Genomic DNA, 17,626 nt, shown 5'->3' on the forward strand with positions numbered 1-17,626 from the left:
TGGCAACCTGGTTTAGATGTTAAATCACATAGCGCGGATGAAGTCTTAAGCGAGTTGGATATTTGTCCCATGTTTCCCAAGTTGCGAGGAGTGGTGTCTTCCACCGGGACGCCTACAAGTGTTTACCGAATTTGTTGCATTTTGATAAATGCCTGGAAATTCTCCCGCAGCTGTTCCAAGCCGTCGTACACATAAGCCTTGTTCGTGGATTTCATGATGGCCCGGCTCACGCGTTCGACTATGCCGTTCGTCCAGAGGGGGGCGACTTGGTATGCCATTTTTGACACCATTGAACTTGATGAAGATTTTTCCCTGTAAAGGCCATGCCGTTTTCAGGCAGTCATGCAGTGATGGCAAGGAAGGCTACACTAGGGCCAAGACAGTCCCATAAGAGTGATTCGCTTCCCATGCGCTTAGCCGAAAAGACCTCGGCCTGCGATTTCGTCAGGGACCGGAGTAGCGTGCTGCCACAAAAGTCCGAATATACGCGCGCAATCTAGACATTTCTGGCTTCTCGAACTTAAGACTTGGAAAACCGAGGCCTTGTTACAGGACTCAGGTGGTTATCCGCTCAACTTTTAGAAGAAAAGAATGGCCATCGTAGGTTCAGTCGACAAATATAGCTGTATCTTCGCTACTGGCGCGTGCGGTGCGAAAGCCATTGGCAGGGTGTCCAAGATCTGGATAGCCGAAAGAGATGCCCACGACCACTTGGCGCTGAGGTGCTAGCGCAAGTTCCTCGCGCAAGATATGTGACTTTGAGGCCAGTGCTGCCTGTGCAATGGCGCCCAGCCCCATGCTGACCGCAGCCAGCATGAAATTGTTGACGTAGGCTCCGCAGTCGAGCACGCCGTAGGTGCCCAGGCTGGCCTCGGTAGTGATCACGGCCACATGGGGTGCCCCAAAGAAGCGGAAGTTCTCGGCGCCCTGGCGCGCTGAAGCTTCGCGGTCCCCTTCCCGGACGCCGACGCTTTCGTAGAGCTGCCAGCCGCACGCACGGCGGCGCTCGCGATACACGCCGCGGTACTCCGCCGGCGCAGCGATGTCCCAGTGCGTGTCGTCCGGAGCAGAGCCAGCCAGCCGCTGGCGCAGCCTCTCGGTGGCCACTGGCTGGGTCACGTGCACCTGCCAAGGCTGGGAGTTGCACCAGGAGGGCGTGCGTTGGGCCATGCGCAGCAGGGCCTCAATGGTCGGCATCGGCACCCTGTGCGGCAAGTAGCCACGGCAGCTGAAGCGCTGGTCGAGCAGCGCCGCAAATGCTGCTGCTGATGGTGGCAGCATCGGATTCAGCTCCTCGTGCTCCATCAGCGCCCCCCGAACAGCGTGCCCAATGGCTCGTACCGGCTGCCGTTGAACTGGATCAGTTGCAGCTTTTCGATCGGATAGGCGTCGCCCGGCCCGGTCTTCACTTCGATGCCCGAATACAGCATCGGCAGCTTCATGTCCAGGTTCAAGGCTTGGTGCATGACGTTCTCTCGCGTCAGGTTGTCGCCCGCCTGCTTGAGGGTCTGCACCAGAGTCTGCGCCGCGCTGTAGCCCAGCACGTTCAGCGAATCGGTAGGGTCGCCTGCTGGGTAGTACTGCTTCATGAAGGCCGCGTAGTCGGCGTATTCCGCTGTGGACTGCGTGCCTGGATCGGTGGGGTCGCGCATGTAGGAGACGCTGATCGCGCCCTTGGCGCCTTCACCGGCGGGCCGCATCACAGAGCCCACCGACTGTGAGACGCTCGAGACATAGCGTGCCGGGCTCCAGCCAATCTCATGCGCTTTCTTCAGTGCCATGGTGGCAAAGCGCGGTGTCCCAAGGATGACGAAAGTGTCGGCGCCGCTGCCCTTGAGCGACAGCACCTGGCTGTCGATGGTCGGGTCGGAAGTCTCATAGGTCTGCACCACGAGGTCCTTGGCACGTGCGCCCAGGCCATCGACCAGCCCGGTCATGAAGTCCTTGCCGAAGTCGTCATTGGCCTGCAGCACTGCGATCTTGGCGCTCGACTTCTTGGCCAGGATGTGTTCGGCATAGGCCTTGGCTTCGGCGTAATAAGTTGGCTGCCAGCCAATGGTCCAAGGGAACTGCTTGATATCGCCAAAGCGCGTTGCGCCCGTGCCCACGAACAGCTGCGGCACTTTCTTGGCGTTGAGGTACTTTTGGATGGCGAGGCTGGGCGAGGTGCCGATCGGTAGGAAGATCGCAAACACCTTCTCCTGCTCGACGAGCTTGCGCGTCTGCTCCACCGACTTGGCGGGCACGAAGCCATCATCCAGCGAGATGTAGTTGATTTTTCGGCCGTTGACGCCGCCTTCGGCATTGACCTTGGCGAAGTAGGCACCGGCCGATTTCACGATCGTGCTGTAAGCGGATACCGGGCCTGAGTACTGACCGATGTTACCAATCTTGATTTCCGTGTCGGACGCACCAGTGTCATAGCGCTTTTGCGCCATTGCCGGTACCGAGGCGGCCAGGAGCGCCGCAGAGAGAATGCAGACGGCACGTCTGCGATTGGAATGCAAGTTCATTTTTTGTCTCCGTTGGGTTGCAGGCGGCTGCTAACGCGCCGTCTGCATGGTAGGTTCAGCAGGTCGCAGATCACATCGTCGATATTGACGATTTGCGTTCATTGCGCGGCGCAGCTGAAGCTGCTGGCACTGCTCAGGTCGCCGCTGCCGCGGTATTTGGGAAACAGCGGGTACTCGCACAGCGGCCGTGTTCGGCCGGCAGTGTTGGCATTGCTATCGGTGGCGATCTGGTCAGCCGGGGCGGCCCCCGCGTCGACCCACCGATCGAGTGCCGTCAGCGCGTCCCAGGTCAAGGCAAAATCGCCGCCGCCATGTGCGAATCCCGGCTGTACGTAATAACGCACGAAATCGCGGCGCGCTGCGCCATAACGCTGGGCAACGGTGTCGTAGTAGGCACTGGTCGCTGGCTCGGGCACCTGCATGTCGGTGCTACCCTGCACCAGGATCAGCTTGCCCGAGCGCGACTTGAAGGCGTCAAGGTCGGGATTGCTGCCGTCATAAGCCTGAGATAACTGCTGGATGCGCGCCCGGTGCTGGCGTGCGTCGAACTGGGCCAGCGAACTCTGGGGGGCCTGCATGTACCACATGCGTATCACAGGATCTGGCAGGTAGAAGTAGCTTGTTGCCTTGCCCAAGCCCAGCACCGGCCGCAGCGCGGGACTGTCGTAAAGGCTGCCCGTTGGATCCGCGCCCTGCAGCACCGGGAACGGGCCAACGCTGCGGTAGCCATTGGCCATCGGAACTTCCATTTCGATGACAGAGCTGGCGAGCCTGAGGGGTGCGAGCTGTACGTCGGATAGGCAGAAGTTGCCTTCATCTGCGCCACTGGCGCAGCGCAGTGTGCCGACATCGAACTTGGCTTGGCACATAGCAGTATTTGCGATGATGCCGTCCTCAGCGCCATCGAGGCGGTCGCACGCAGCGAGCGTACGCGCCTTGAGCAACTGCTTTTTTTCGTCATTGAGCTCTGCGCCGCTGGTTGAGCTGCCATAGACCGAGCGCCACATCCGGTTCCAGGCCAACACCAGCAGCGGGTTTTGAGCTGCGGGGTAGTAGGCGACAACACCGTCGTAATCGGAGGCATAGCGTTGGGCTGCAACCAGACCTTCGTGCCCGCCCTTGGAGCCGCCAATGTGATACATACGCCGTGCCGGACGCTCGTAGTAGCGCTGCATCAGCAGTGCTGCCGCGTCATGGGTGCGCTTGACGCTCTCTCCGGCGTAGTTGGCAAGTGCTTGGGCGTTCAGGCCAAAGCTGCCATCAAGCGGACCGGCTTGGTGGCCCGAATCGCTGCCAAAAGTTGCATAGCCCTGCGCCAGCGGCGTCGGACCGACGGCAGGACCGTGGGTGAACTGACCGATAGCGGTGATCACGCTGCCGTTGAGGCCACCTCCGCCGAATTGCAATGCCTTCAAGTTCCAGCGTGTGGGCAGGTTTACCTGGAACTGGATGGCAGGATCAGCGTCGCTGGCCGAAAGCACCGAACCCACTACCTTGCAGAACTCGGGCGTGCCGTTTTGCGCCGACGCCGCTTGCAGCGTGGCCGATTGCACCACGGCGCCCCGCGTGGGCAGTCCGATGGCACTGGCGGGCAGTGTGGTGTTTTCCAGCTGTGTGCACTTGGTCGCCTGCGTCACCTCGATGGTGTCCGGAGTGCCTGAGCCGCCGCACGCACTGAGCGCCAGGCAGATACCTACGCCGATACTTGCACCTAACGTAACATCGCGCCGGTTAAGCGTAATACCAATGTCCATGAGTTGTCTCTCCTTGTTGTTGTGAATCTCGCAGCGGCGAGAAGCCCATCGTCAAAGAGCGAGCCTGCCTCGGACATCGGCAGTTCGGACGATTCTGCTGCGGATTTGCCGTACCGCTTGTGCTGCAAAGTCGTCATTTCCGCCGATGGCCGGCAATCGACGGCGCCGCGACACTGCCGCCATGCCTATCTCATTTGAACGTTCGTGGTCCGACGCGGACATCGAGCAATACCGCAGCACCGTCGTCCGCTTCATTGAAGAACACGTGATTCCGGGCGATGAACTCGCACGCCAGAAGGGTCACGTCGAACGTGCGCTGTGGTCCCAGGCGGGAGCGCTGGGGCTGCTGTGCTCGGACATTCCTGAGAAATGGGGCGGCGCCGGAGGCGACTTCCGCCACGAAGCGGTGTTCTACGAGGAAATGGCGCGACGCAGCCTCAGCGGCATGAACCACTCGGTGCACAACATCGTCGCGCACTACATCCTCAATCATGGAACCGAGGCGCAAAAGCGCCGCTACCTGCCGCGCCTGGTCAGCGGCGAGTGCATTGGCGCGATTGCGATGACCGAGCCAGGTGCAGGCTCAGACCTGAAGGCTGTGCGCACCCGTGCCGAGCATGTCGGTAGCCAGTGGGTGATCAATGGGGCCAAAACCTTCATCTCCAACGGCCTGCTGGCAGGCTTGGTGCTGGTAGTGGCCAAGACTTCCCCTACCGAAGGCGCACGCGGCATGTCGATTTTTCTGGTCGAGACCGCCAACTGCACGGGCTTCCGTGTGGGTCGGTTGCTCGACAAGATTGGCCTCAAGGCCCAGGATACGGCGGAGTTATTCTTCGACGATGTGCGTGTTGAGGACGAGCATCTACTGGGCGGAACGCCCGACCAGGCCTTCGCTCAACTGATGTCGGACCTACCCTATGAGCGGCTGGTGATTGCGGTGATGGCCGTTGCCGCTATGGAAGGTGCCTACGCCGCCACACTGGCCCATGTGCGGGATCGTCAGGTATTCGGGCAAGCACTCGCGCAGTTGCAGCACACCAGGTTCACGCTTGCTGAAATCGCGACAGAGATCCAGGTCGGCCGCGTGTTTGTTGATCGCTGCGTAGAGGATCTGCTCGCAGCGCGGCTTGACACCGCGACGGCATCGATGGCGAAGCTCTGGACATCGGAAGCGCAGGGCCGGGTCGTCGACGTCTGTGTGCAACTGTTTGGCGGCTACGGCTATATGACCGAATATCTGGTCGCGCGTATGTACACCGATGCACGAATTCAACGCATATACGGCGGCACCAGCGAAATCATGAAGGAAGTGATTGCGCGCGCCCTCTGATCGGCGTTGCTGTAAAAGTCGGCCTAGACATGCAGGCGAAGCCCTCCAACTTGGTAGGCTTCATCCATGAATAAGCCACCTCGAGCGAAGTACCGCACGACACACTGGACCGAGTACAACGCTGCTCGCCTCGACCGCCGGGAAGTAGCTAGTCGTAAGGGCCGCTGAAGACCTGAGGGCTATGACGACTTGGCTTGCTCCAGACGCTTCAGGAATTCAGTCGCAGACATCTCACCGACACTACGTTGGGCGCGGCGCTCTTTACCATCCGGGCCAATTAGCAGCATGGTTGGGGGCCCTTGAACTGCCCACCGACGCATCAGCTGCTTGTCTTGCGCATCGTTGGCCGTGACGTCCGGCTTCAGAACCTGCGCGGAGGCCAATGCCGCCTGAACATTGCTATCGCCGAACCCCCATGCCGAGCCCAAGCATGAAAAGGGCTGAGCCTCCGCGCACCGCACTACCACTTAGCCCGATGTAGAGCAGCGCTCCAGCAAGCGGCGCAGTCATGCAAGGTCCGACCATGAGAGCGGAAACAAGGCCCAGCACGAAGGCGCCGCTAAGCGATAGGACGGGGCCGGGGAATCAGGGGGCTATCTCAGAACTGACAAACTGTCTGTGTAGTAAAAATTATTGTGTGCCAACGAAGTCGGCTGCCCATCTTCAGGTGGGGGTGAAGACTTCTGCGGCGCGGGCCGTCAAGCCGAAGCTGGCACCATACTCGACCGTCTTGGCCGCATGCCGCCCGGCGTCACATGGCCCAGCCCAACACAGAAAAGGCACGCGCTCGATGAGCGCCCAACACCTGCATGAACAGCATCAAACGATTCCACGTCGAGCCGCGCTTTTCGGACATGGCCATCCATGGGAACACCATCTATCTAGCCGGCCAAGTGCCTTCCGAAGGGGTCGAGGGCATCGGGGCGCAAACAGCAGACGTGCTGTCCACCATCGACCGCTTGCTGAACGAGGGCGGAAGCGACAAACGGAGAGTTTTGATGGCCACCATTTACTTGGCTGACATGGCCGACTACGCAGGAATGAACGAGGCCTGGGACGCTTGGGTGCCTGAGGGCGATGCCCCTCCTCGAGCAACCGTTGAGGCCTGCTTGGCGAACCCCTCATGGCGAGTTGAAATCGTTGTTGTTGCAGCCTGCGCGTAAGGATGTACCGTGGTTGATGTTCCCCTTTTGCTTGCGTTCTTGCTGGCAGCGTCCATCCTCACCATGACTCCGGGCGTAGATACCGCTATGGTGCTGCGCGCGGTGGCTACCGAGGGTCGCCACCCTGCTGCTATGGCGGCCCTCGGCATCGCTGCGGGCTGCCTCGCCTGGGGCTCAGCAGCTGCCCTTGGTCTTGGCGCAATCTTGCATGCCTCAGAGGCCGCCTACAACGCGGTCAAATGGGCTGGGGCGGCCTACCTGATATGGATGGGTGTCCAGCTGCTCATGACGTCAAGAAGTGTCAAGTCTGGCGACATGCCCAGCCACGGCGCCAAGCCAAGCACCGGAGCATTTGCAAAAGGGTTGCTGACAAACCTTTTGAATCCCAAAGTCGGGGTGTTCTACGTGACCTTCCTACCGCAGTTTATCCCTGCTGAAGCGGCGAACGTGGCCGCGTATTCATTCTTCCTGGCTTGCTGTCACGTTGCATTGACTCTTCTGTGGTTCGCCTTGCTCATTGGAGCAGCCGCTCCGCTTGGTGCACTTCTGAGCCGTCCCTCCGCAATGAAGGTCATGGACTGGCTGACCGGATGCGTTTTTGTAGCCTTCGGACTGAAGCTAGCGGCCTCCTCAAAGTAAAGTGACCTCACTGGGAGGACCTCCACTGGAGGGACATCCTAGAGACACTGATGCGTAAGGAAGCGCAACTGCGCTTAAAACTCCGTGTTCATTGAAGAGGGCAGAGTCTGATGATAGGCACGCATGAGCCGAGCTGCTGGACGAGCCCACGTCTTGGCCAGTTCCTCGATGCTGAGCACCTCAAGAGGCCATTGCAGCAGTTTGCGCCCCCGGTGCCGGTAGAAGCTCATAGCCTCCGCGGAGAAACCCAATCTTGTTGGAGTTGTCGAGCACCGCAGTCCGACGAATTTTCCCTTGGACACCTGCGGCCACTAGCACTTGCTGAGCCGTGAACAGCGCATCTCGAAAGGCGTGGCCGTAAAACTCCCCCAGAAGCATGGTGTCAGACTTCTCAGGAAATCCCCAAACTGCCGCGATGAAGTGACCATCCTCATGCACCTCGGTGCTGTATTTGGCGTATTCCGAGGGTCTTGTAGAGGACACGCCGTCAAACACGCGGACGACTCCGTCTTGGCTGACAAACCCGCGCCACCAGCCATCCTGCGCCATGTTTATCGCACCAGCCTCGAGAGCGCGAAGAACCTCCTGCTGCTCCACGTTGATAGTTCCGATGGAGGAGGCTTGGCACTGGATTGTCAGAACAGGCCGGTCCTGCAGTTTGTAGTCCTCAAGGAAGTTGGTCCTCTTGCGCTCAAAGTGAGCCAGTATTTTCTCTTCGTCCGTGTTCATCGGCGGCTCCTTGAGATGCTTTATCGGCCCTGCGCAGACTGTATGAACATGTGCCAAAGAAGCTCGGCCGCACCTTCATGCGTCAGTTCCTTCTCTCGTCCATCGTTGGCCCTCATGAACCCGCCCATGCCCATAGACACAAGGAAGAGAGCTTGGTCGTTTGCTTCGACATGCAGGGCTTCGTTGTAGCCGCTATGAGGAGAAGCATCGTAGGAGAATTGGATGCTGCCGCCCCTACCTGGAGCATCAAGACGGATAGAACACTGAGCGATTCGTTTCCCGTTCCTGTATGCGAATGCAGCCATGGAACGGGAGTCGATACGGTCAAAGGACTTCTCGACCCCATCATTTCGATGCGCCAGCTCCGTGAGCGACCCCTCAAAGAACTTGCAGACGTAATCGAACGCCGCACGGAGAAATTCGTCACGGTCACGCTCTGTGAAGTCCTTCTTCAGCCGCAGATTGCTGGACCTTGGCAGCTCACCACTTTGCGCAAATTGGTGGAGAAACCCAGGCATCGCAGCTGCGGGCGCAGCAGTAGGAACACCCAGATTTCGCGGCACCGGCGATGCCACCTGAGCTTTCGCACCGAGCGCCTGGCGCACCTGCTTCGCTACGTCGGTGAACGCTTCATCCTTGTCTGGCCACGCAGTCACCGCTCGCCCGTCCCTGGGGGCTGCAAGAAGCTTCCCAAACGGAGCGGTGTGCCAATCACAGGGGCGCAGGATGACAGGTATTACCCGGGCTTCACCGGCCTCATGGCGCTCCAACGCGCGCGCCATCTCCTTCGAGTAGCAATAGTTCGAACTGATGAAATCGGCGCTGACGAGCAGCAGAATGATGTCGGCACTGTTCAGGTGGTTCGAAATCGTCTCGTCAACGTCATCTCCAGCATTGATACGACGGTCGTGCCAGACATCTATGTGGCCTTGGCGCCTCAACAATGTCAGATGGGTTTCCAGCTCGTCACGGAGAACTTCATCCTTGTGCGTATAAGAAAAAAACAGGCTGGTCATGATTCCCTTGATAGAGCGCTTTCGAATGACACGAGAAAGCAGGCCCTGGGACCTGCGAGGCCAGTTTCTTGCACCAAGAATTCATGAAGACCTCTGCACCAGTTTAAGTGCATCTCCAGTCGTTCGACCTACGAGGGAGAGACCGGACTTCGCTCGCACCTAATCCAGCATGGGCCATTTGGCTTGTCGCCTTGAATACCGAGAAGTAGTCAATCATAGGAGGCCGATGGAGACCTGAGGACTATGACGACTTGGCTTGCTCCAGACGCTTCAGGAATTGAGTCGCAGACATCTCACCGACACTACGTTGGGCGCGACGCTCTTTACCGTCCGGGCCAATAAGCAGCATCGTTGGGGGCCCTTGAACTGCCCACCGGCGCATCAGCTCCTTGTCTTGCGCATCGTTGGCAGTGACGTCCGGCTTCAGTACCTGGACGGAGGCCAATGCCGCCTGAACATTGCTATCGCCGAACACCAAGCGCTCGTTGTGATGGCAACTGGTGCACCAGTCGGCGTAGAAGTCGACCAACGTCCACTGGCCTCGTGCGCCTGCGGAAGCCAAAAGAGCGTCAACGTCGTCGGTCGACTTCACCGGCACCATGCGCGTGACTAACGGCTGTGAGACGCTACCTGCGGTCTTTAGGGGATTGACGAGTGATGAGTTACCCGAAGCAGCCCCCACCAGAAGGAAGACGGCCCAGATACCGAAGAGTGCTCCACCGAAGCCCAAGAAGGGCTGTGCACGTAGCAACCCTGCTCTCCTGCTCCAGGTGAACAGCCCAACTGCAACGCCAAGCATCCACGCTCCCCACAACCCCAGCGTTAGATTGCCCGGCAGAAACCTGCCCAGCATTTCCACGGCCAGACCCAACATCACATAGCCGAACACGACCCGTACACGCTCCATCCAGGCCCCGGGACGCGGGAGTATTCTTGCTCCAAAGATAGCGATAAGAATAAGCGGCACGCCCATGCCGAGCCCAAGCATGAAAAGGGCTGAGCCTCCGCGCACCGCACTACCACTTTGCCCGATGTAGAGCAGCGCTCCAGCAAGCGGCGCAGTCATGCAAGGTCCGACCATAAGAGCGGAAATAAGGCCCAACACGAAGGCGCCGATAGCACCTCCTTTACCGCCAGAACCTGAGCCCTGCAGCTTGTTCATCAGCCCTGCGGGCAGGCTGATTTCGAAGGCGCCGAACAGCGAGGCTGACAACACAACGAACAATGCCGCAAGGGAACCAAGCAGCCATGGAGTCTGGAGGGCAGCCTGCAAGTTGGCTCCTGCGATGCCAGCAAGGACACCGATGCCCGCATAAGTCAGCGCCATGGCCACAACATATGTTCCTGCCAGAACTGCGGCTCTGCGAGGCGAGGCGCCGCCTGTCACCATCGATGCAACGATAGGCACCATCGGCAAGCTGCAGGGCGTGAACGCCAGCAGAATGCCAAAGCCGAAGAACAGAAGTGGGCCAACAACAGGGCCGAGGGCAGCCAACTGTTTTGCAGCTGCTTCATCACCAGCGATTGCATCGCCGCTCGGCTCGGCCGGCGCATCAAGCACCGGTGTGAAAGACTGCGGGGACTCAAACATGGGTTCTGAGCCGCTCCCGGCGACTGCCGACGATGCTCCTAAATCAACCTTCAGCACGTCAGGAGCAAAGCACACTCCTCCTCTCGCGCAGCCCTGCCAATGCAAGGCCAGTGGACCCTTGGCTGACGCCGGCACACTGACCCGAAGTTGCGTGCCTTCGTAAATTTCGGTCACGCCGAAATAGGGGTCGTCGTGAGAGGTGCCTGTAGACAGCTTGATGGGTAGCTTTTTGCCATCGGCATCTTCTACCGAGATGGATTTGCGATAGACATAGTTTCCATCCTCGACATGAGCGCTGATGTGAGCTGCGTCTACATCAGCAGTCACCTCTTTGATGGTGAGCACTTCGCTTGAAGTCTGAGCACCCGCAATCGAGGAAAAAAGTTTGGTGCTGCTGCTCTTAGGCAGCCACTCAGCGCTGCCTTCTGCCGCCGCCTGCACGTTCGATATAGCCAGCCAGCAGAGGACTGCTGAAGCGAACAGATTCTTCATGCACGCGCCCCCGTTGACTCACGAAAATTTTGCTCTTGAACGGCCGTGCTGTTCGTTCTCTTGGTCGTCATTACTTGATGAGGCCTTGCTGTTGTACTGGTTCGAATGTGCCGTCGTCAGTGCGAACGACGGTCAGAGATGCAATGCGCTAGCAGGCACGCTTCAGAGCGTGCCTTGGCGTCATGGCAAGGACATCAGAAGCACCGGGAATGTGTTTAGTTCCAGCACTATCGGAGTACCGCTTCTTGCGGTCGTGCAGCTTGTACCTTGGCAAGCCACAAGAGAGACAAAGCAGCAACGAAAACTGGAGGAAGCATGAGACCAGCAACCCAATCCCATCCGTAGGTGCTCAGCAGACTGCCTGAGGCAAAAGAGCCAATAGCCATGGCTCCGAACATGATGAAGTCGTTCATGGACTGCACGCGTGGCCCGTCTTCTGGTGCATGACATTTGAGAACCAAAGCAGAAGCACCCAGGAAGCCGAAATTCCAACCCAGGCCCAACAGGACAAGGCCTACCCAGAAGTGGTTCACGGTGATGCCTGCAAGCCCGGTGACGGCTGCACACGCGGTAAGCACCAGGCCGACCAAGATGATTCGACTCTCACCAAACCTCTTAATGAGGCTCCCGGTGAAGAAGCTTGGCGCGTACATCGCGATGACATGCATCTCGATACCGACGTTAGAGTACGACCTTGAGATGCCGCAGAGCTCCATGGCCAAGGGAGCGCTCGTCATCATGAAGTTCATCAGCAGGTAGCTGACGGTCCCGCATAGCAGTGCCACGATAAACAGGGGCTGTCGCATGATGGGACCCAGTGCTCGAGTGGCCCCAGAAGCACTGCTCGGTTTGACCACATTGAACTTCACACCGCTCAGTACCAAGGCCGACAGCACAGCAACTGCGGCTGAACAGATGTAGGTGAAGCTATAGGCATGTGGAGGCCAAGAATTCATCGTCACGTTGACGATTTGTGGTCCAACGACACCGGCAAGAACACCCCCTGCAAGCACCGTCGACAGAGCCCTTGGCTTCTCTTCTGGTGTCACACACTCTGCAGCAGCGAACCGAAAGCTCAACACGACCGCCGCATACGCTCCACCAAAAAGCGTAGCCAGGCAATAGAGCGTGAAGGACTCCTGGACGATGGCCCACGATCCGATGAGTCCCATGAGCACCCCGCACAGGTTGCCCCACTGAAAGGCCCTGGCACGGCCATATCGCCGAGCTATCTGGCCGGCAGGCAATGTAGACAGAGCCATGCCGACGACAAACATCGTGATGGGTAAGGTGGCGAGCTCCGGCCTTGGAGCCAACATGTGACCGATGATGGCTCCGGTAGCGTAAACGACGGTGGAATTCGCACCCGACAAAGCCTGAGCGACGGACAAGCGCGCAACTGAACTGTTCATCTTCATAGCTGGCATCGCGCTCTCATCGTGAGGACCATGCGGCAATTCACTTGGCCAGAGGCCATGCGGTCGAAAGCTCCGCGTACCCGGTCCAGCAGCAGGGCCCCAACCCACGGCCACACCTCCGCCAACACGCGGAAGTTAAGCGTCCTGTCGGAGGCATTGAGGGAGCCCATAGCAGGCACTTGATGTTGATCAGCCAAGCCCCCTCTCACGATGGACACGGCGTCTTTACTCATCGCGGGTCCCTGGGTGGCAGGTCGGTAGAAAACGGCCGGTTTTCACATGGACAGGGGACGCTCCCTCGGACCTGACTGCGGGCCGGTTGCTTTGAGGTACCCGGTCCAACATTGCCCGCTCTACGCCCGTCTGCGGAGAGGCAATCCACCTGTGGTCCTGTGAGATAACGATTGCTGGTGCGGAAAGGTCGGCGTTGATGGGCATGATTCAGGCGGTCATTGCGCTGTCAGCGCTTCGCACAAGAAATAATTTCTCAAGCTTCAGCATCGCTCTACGCTCCTACAACTGGACGCCGCTGAACCTTTTAGCAGGCATTGTTGGCAGTTGCTTCCAGGTTCGCAAATGGGATATTCTTTGCGATAGATAAAGAAAATCTTTCCCATGAATGCACCATCTTTTCTCAACGCGCTGAAGGCGTTCGAGGCCTCTGCCCGGCATCAAAGCTTCTCCGCCGCGGCCCAGGAACTCAGTGTGAGCTCTGCCGCCGTGGGGCAGCTAGTCCGCTCCCTGGAAGATTCGCTGGGGGTCCCACTGTTCACCCGCAGCTCCAGCGGACGACAGCGCCTGGTTTCCACAGAAGCAGCCTTGGCTGCACTGCCCGACATTCAGGCGGGGTTTGAACGCTTAGGACAAGGCATGACCAAACTGCGTGAGTCGACCCTGCAAAACACCTTGAAGCTCACTGTGAGCCCAACCTTTGCGTCTAAGTGGCTCTTGCCGAGAATCGACAGCTTCGCTACACAGGAACCTGGCATCGACCTGCTGCTGGACATCAATCAGCGCCTGGCCAACTTTGACGACCAACGCCTTGACCTCGGAGTCCGCTACGGCGTGGGAAGCTGGCCAGGATTGGTTTCGGAGAGGTTGATGGAGGAAGCCGTTTTTCCTGTGTGCTCACCCGCCATCTTCAAAAAAATCAAGGCTCAAGTCCCTGCCGACCTGCTCGGCCATACGCTTATCTATGACATGACCGGAGACAGCGATGAAGGCTATGTCACCTGGGAAACATGGTTTGGAAATGTCGGCGTCGACAAGGTACCGGCCGAGCGCGGCCTGCGCATCAACAACGCTGCCGCAGTGCTTCAGGCGGCAGTGGACGGGCAAGGCATTGCGTTAGCGCGAAGTGTGATGGCATGCGATGACGTGAAGTCTGGTCGGCTGATACGCCTTCTCCCGGATTTGACGGTTCTGTCTCCGCTGGCCTACTACGCCGTTTACAGGGAGGAAAGCATGTCCAAAGCAACCCTCATCTCTTTTCTCTCTTGGCTGCGTAAGGAGGCCGCCCTTGACTGCCCAACGTCAGAAGCAAAGGCAGCAGCCAGGAAAAAGCGCAGGGCGCGCATGATTGAAATCTGATGCAGGTAGTGGGGGCCACATTCGTTCAGACGAAGCAGATGCATAGTAGTACGAAGGCTGCAATCCACAGGGTCTCCCCGACCAGGAGAGCCATCGGCCGCCATCCCGATTTCGCCAGTTCTCGAATTGAAGTCTTCATGCCGAGAGCTGCGATGGCAACGACCAGGCAGCCTTGCGACAAATCCACCATGTTCTGTCGCAGTTGGATTGGCAGGACGTCGAAGGAGTTCACGACGACCAAGCCAACGAACATCCAAAGAAACCACGGGGCAATCGGCTGCTTGCTTTGTGGGCTTCCCGGTTCCCGAGACGCAGCAGCGGAGCGCTTGAACAAGGCGCCTATCACCACAACCACTACGGCCAACATTGCCACGCGAAAGAGCTTCACCACAGTGGCCACATCACCGACCTCCGGGCTCATGGAGTAGCCTGCGCCCACGACCTGGGCGACGTCATGAATCGTTCCTCCGAGGAACAATCCCGCCAGCTCCGGGGAAAAATGCAAGGCCTGAGCGATGAGCGGGTACAACACCATCGCTATCGTAGACAGCACCGTAACGGTCACCACTGCCATAAGGGTGAAGCGCTCGCTGTCCTTGGTTTGAGGAAGAACGGCGGAGATTGCCAACGCTGCCGATGCTCCACAAATGGCGACTGACCCGCCACAAAGAACTCCTTGCGAGGCCTTGAACCCCAGCCTACGCCCTATAAGCCACCCAAAGAGAATTGTGGAAACTACAGCGCAGATAACTATAGCCGCCGTACTCCAACCCAGAGCTGCGATTTGTCCTGCAGTAATACGGGCACCCAATAGCCCAACACCTAGTCGCAATACGATCTTTGAGCAAAACTCGATTCCAGGCTTACTACGAACCTCAGCGCTAAGATAGTTGAATGCGATACCCAGGAACAGGGCATACAACAAAACTGGTCCAGTTTGCAGCTTGGTGATAAATGTTGCAGCCACCGCCACCAAAACAGATAAACCGAGTCCTGGGGCCAAGCGCTGCGCACTATTAAATATTGAACTTGCGTAGCCAACGCGTTCGGAAGTTGGTGAATTTTGCATGATTGACAACAATCATAGAATCCACATCAGTCTCCCAGGAACACTAGAATTTTAATCAGGGTGAGCGAAAAATCCGTTCAATAGCGTGCTCCGGCAGCTGCTGGATTGCAGCTAACGGATGTCCGCCTATCATCCCCCTCAGAAGGCCGAGCCCTGCTGGGATTGAACGATTTTTCCAATCAATGAGGTCGGAATTTTGCGTTTATGAATCTGTGAAGTGGTTCCTACGATGTAGCCAGACAGTGCGATTTCAAACCACGCCGGAGACAGCGCATGAAAAAATACCTAACAAGGACAGTAGCTTAGGTGCCTTGATGGCATCGGGCGTACGACGGGTTGCGTGCTGGCCCTGACGCATTTTCCGAGTCGCTTCGGTACGTGCTTAGCAACTGGAGCAGCTTGCGCGGAGAGCGGCCACCATGAGGTAGCGGTGAGGCGGGGTAGTTAAAAATATCCCTAAGAGAAAACCGCTCCATTACTTATAGAAAATAAAAGGAGACAAATTATGACAACGCATTGCAATGCGCCACGATTCACAAAATTCGCTGAAGCATTCACGAAAATTGTCACGTCATTTGGCGATGACGAAGAGTCGATATTGGCAGCTGGTCGCCCTCTCCTGGAGGGGCTCATTAAAAACGATGACTGGCTGTCGGCCGAATTTGCACAGCCTCATCCCCAGTACTACCAGCAGTATCTTCTTCACGCCGACCCTGACGACCGTTTTTCCGTGGTGAGTTTTGTCTGGGGGCCAGGACAGAAAACGCCTGTGCACAATCATACGGTGTGGGCGCTGATTGGCATGATGCGCGGTTCAGAAAAGGGGGAGCGGTTCGGCCTCCCCGAGAACGGCAAACCTATGCAGATGCTAGGTACAGATATCCTGAAGCCCGGAGATGTTGACATGGTCTCACCTCGGCTGGGGGATATTCATCGCGTGTCCAACATGTTTGATGACCAAGTCTCCATCAGCATCCATGTGTATGGCGGGAATATCGGACGTATCTCACGACATGTTTTTGACTCTGACACAGGAGCTATGAAAGGCTTTATCTCAGGATATTCCAACGAGTCCGCCCCAGCCTAATCAATAACTATTCATTGGTGTAATACATGAAGGTCTCAACGGTTGAAACCATCCTGTGCGACGCAGGTTGGCGTAACTATTATTTCGTCAAGCTCACAACTGAGAATGGCATCGTTGGGTGGAGCGAGTACGACGAAGGCTTTGGCTCCCCAGGAGTGGGGGCAATCATCGAGCAGATAGGCCGCCGCCTGGTCGGCAAGGACATCAGGGCTCACGAACGCTTTTTTCAGGAAGCTCTGTGCCTCACGCGACCTGCACCAGGCAGTGTCATCGCGCAAGCCATCGGTGCCCTGGAGAACGCTCTGCTTGACGCGAAGGCCAAACATCTTGGGGTTCCCTGCTACGAGCTCCTCGGCGGAAAGCTACGCGACGAGATACCGGTCTACTGGTCGCATTGCGCGACTTGGCGCATCAATCACCCCACTTTTTATCAGCCCCGAATCACTGACCTGGATGGCGTCAAGAGCGCCGCTCAAGAGGTGCGAGCGAAGGGCTTCAGTGCCCTCAAGAGCAACCTCTTCATCTTCGATGAGGGTGATGCGTACGCATGGCGTCCTGGCTTTGCGGCCCCCTTCGCGCCTGAGTTGAACGTAGACCGAAAGCTTATTCGAAACCTCCAGGCGCAGCTCGAGGCCCTTCGAGATGGTGCAGGTCCGGACGTGGAAATCCTCATCGACTTCAACTTCAACGCCAAGCCAGAAGGCATGTTGAAACTGCTTCGCGCTATCGATGATTTTGACCTGTTCTGGGTGGAGACGGACAGCTTCAATGCGAAGGCGTTGGCCTATGTTCGAAGCCAGAGCCGCCAACCCATCGCCTCTTGTGAAACGCTCATCGGCGTCCGCGGCTTCATGCCCTTTTTGGAGGAGCGTGCCATCGACGTGGGGATAGTCGACACGGTGTGGAACGGCGTTTGGCAGTCCATGAAGATTGCCGCAGTATGCGAGGCGCACGACGTGAACGTTGCCCCACACAACTTCTATGGCGACCTCTGCACGATGATGAATCTTCACTTCGCAGCTGCAGTTCCAAACCTCCGAATCATGGAAGTCGACGTCGACAGGCTCGCTTGGGAAGGTGAGCTGTACACGCATCAGCCGGAGTTTCGTGATGGAAAGCTGGTCGTCCCAGACAGGCCTGGTTGGGGTTGCGACCCCATCGAGTCTGCTCTGCGCGCGCGGCCCCCAAAGGGTACTGGAGGGCTTCTCCAATACAAGAAAACCGCCTGATTCGGC

14 protein-coding genes and 1 pseudogene are annotated in these 17,626 nt (G+C 58.0%); 6 read left to right on the plus strand and 9 right to left on the minus strand.

Translation table 11 applies throughout. The annotated features are described in order from the left end of the window. Nucleotides 1-606 precede the first annotated feature (606 nt). The 3 genes from IAE24_RS19050 to IAE24_RS19060 form a co-directional block, all read right to left on the minus strand. Complete coding sequence (locus IAE24_RS19050; RefSeq protein ID WP_233626147.1) at nt 607-1,305, minus strand: nitroreductase; 699 nt, start codon at nt 1,303-1,305, stop codon at nt 607-609. Then, the gene (locus IAE24_RS19055) at nt 1,305-2,513 is read right to left on the minus strand and encodes an ABC transporter substrate-binding protein (RefSeq protein ID WP_199960255.1); all 1,209 of its coding nucleotides are present in this window, start codon (nt 2,511-2,513) and stop codon (nt 1,305-1,307) included. Before IAE24_RS19055 ends, IAE24_RS19050 begins: the two co-directional genes overlap by 1 nt. Nucleotides 2,514-2,611: 98 nt before the next feature. Further along, nucleotides 2,612-4,267: a tannase/feruloyl esterase family alpha/beta hydrolase gene (locus tag IAE24_RS19060; protein ID WP_199960256.1), complete on the minus strand. Its 1,656-nt coding sequence runs from the start codon at nt 4,265-4,267 to the stop codon at nt 2,612-2,614. A 181-nt stretch (nt 4,268-4,448) separates the two neighbouring features. On the opposite strand from IAE24_RS19060, the gene IAE24_RS19065 reads away from it, so the two are divergent. Beyond that, nucleotides 4,449-5,597, plus strand: a complete 1,149-nt coding sequence (locus IAE24_RS19065) for an acyl-CoA dehydrogenase family protein (RefSeq protein WP_199960257.1) — start codon at nt 4,449-4,451, stop codon at nt 5,595-5,597. 408 nt (nt 5,598-6,005) lie between these two features. Here IAE24_RS19065 and IAE24_RS30735 read toward each other — a convergent pair. Beyond that, nucleotides 6,006-6,164, minus strand: a pseudogene (locus IAE24_RS30735) (cytochrome c biogenesis protein CcdA); the annotation flags it as partial. A gap of 242 nt (nt 6,165-6,406) precedes the next feature. On the opposite strand from IAE24_RS30735, the gene IAE24_RS19070 reads away from it, so the two are divergent. Further along, on the plus strand, nt 6,407-6,760 hold the full coding sequence (locus IAE24_RS19070; RefSeq protein ID WP_199960258.1) for a RidA family protein: 354 nt from the start codon (nt 6,407-6,409) through the stop codon (nt 6,758-6,760). A 9-nt stretch (nt 6,761-6,769) separates the two neighbouring features. Continuing rightward, nucleotides 6,770-7,399 (plus strand): LysE family translocator, encoded by a 630-nt coding sequence (locus tag IAE24_RS19075; protein ID WP_325100552.1) that lies wholly within the window; start codon nt 6,770-6,772, stop codon nt 7,397-7,399. Nucleotides 7,400-7,579: 180 nt separating this feature from the next. Here the strand turns inward: IAE24_RS19075 and IAE24_RS19080 are convergent, their stop codons facing one another. The 4 genes from IAE24_RS19080 to IAE24_RS19095 form a co-directional block, all read right to left on the minus strand. After that, nucleotides 7,580-8,128 (minus strand): hypothetical protein, encoded by a 549-nt coding sequence (locus tag IAE24_RS19080; RefSeq protein ID WP_199960259.1) that lies wholly within the window; start codon nt 8,126-8,128, stop codon nt 7,580-7,582. Between the two features lie 20 nt (nt 8,129-8,148). Beyond that, complete coding sequence (locus IAE24_RS19085) at nt 8,149-9,144, minus strand: toll/interleukin-1 receptor domain-containing protein (protein ID WP_199960260.1); 996 nt, start codon at nt 9,142-9,144, stop codon at nt 8,149-8,151. Nucleotides 9,145-9,385: 241 nt separating this feature from the next. After that, nucleotides 9,386-11,227 (minus strand): protein-disulfide reductase DsbD, encoded by a 1,842-nt coding sequence (gene dsbD / locus IAE24_RS19090; RefSeq protein ID WP_199960261.1) that lies wholly within the window; start codon nt 11,225-11,227, stop codon nt 9,386-9,388. A 227-nt stretch (nt 11,228-11,454) separates the two neighbouring features. Continuing rightward, nucleotides 11,455-12,654, minus strand: coding sequence for an MFS transporter (locus IAE24_RS19095; protein WP_199960262.1), 1,200 nt, complete (start codon nt 12,652-12,654; stop codon nt 11,455-11,457). A 606-nt stretch (nt 12,655-13,260) separates the two neighbouring features. On the opposite strand from IAE24_RS19095, the gene IAE24_RS19100 reads away from it, so the two are divergent. Then, nucleotides 13,261-14,235 carry a LysR substrate-binding domain-containing protein gene (locus IAE24_RS19100; protein ID WP_199960263.1) on the plus strand — a complete coding sequence of 325 codons (975 nt, stop codon included), beginning with the start codon at nt 13,261-13,263 and terminating at the stop codon, nt 14,233-14,235. 25 nt (nt 14,236-14,260) lie between these two features. Here the strand turns inward: IAE24_RS19100 and IAE24_RS19105 are convergent, their stop codons facing one another. Then, on the minus strand, nt 14,261-15,304 hold the full coding sequence (locus IAE24_RS19105) for a YeiH family protein (RefSeq protein ID WP_199960264.1): 1,044 nt from the start codon (nt 15,302-15,304) through the stop codon (nt 14,261-14,263). 505 nt (nt 15,305-15,809) lie between these two features. Between IAE24_RS19105 and IAE24_RS19110 the strand changes: the two genes are divergently transcribed. Next, a complete protein-coding gene (locus IAE24_RS19110; RefSeq protein ID WP_199960265.1) occupies nt 15,810-16,391 on the plus strand; it encodes a cysteine dioxygenase in 582 nt (193 codons plus the stop codon). Nucleotides 16,392-16,417: 26 nt separating this feature from the next. Then, nucleotides 16,418-17,620 (plus strand): mandelate racemase/muconate lactonizing enzyme family protein, encoded by a 1,203-nt coding sequence (locus IAE24_RS19115; RefSeq protein ID WP_199960266.1) that lies wholly within the window; start codon nt 16,418-16,420, stop codon nt 17,618-17,620. The last annotated feature ends 6 nt before the right edge of the window (nt 17,621-17,626 follow it).

Source organism: Delftia sp. S65 (assembly GCF_016516495.1).
Lineage (GTDB): Bacteria > Pseudomonadota > Gammaproteobacteria > Burkholderiales > Burkholderiaceae_C > Comamonas > Comamonas acidovorans.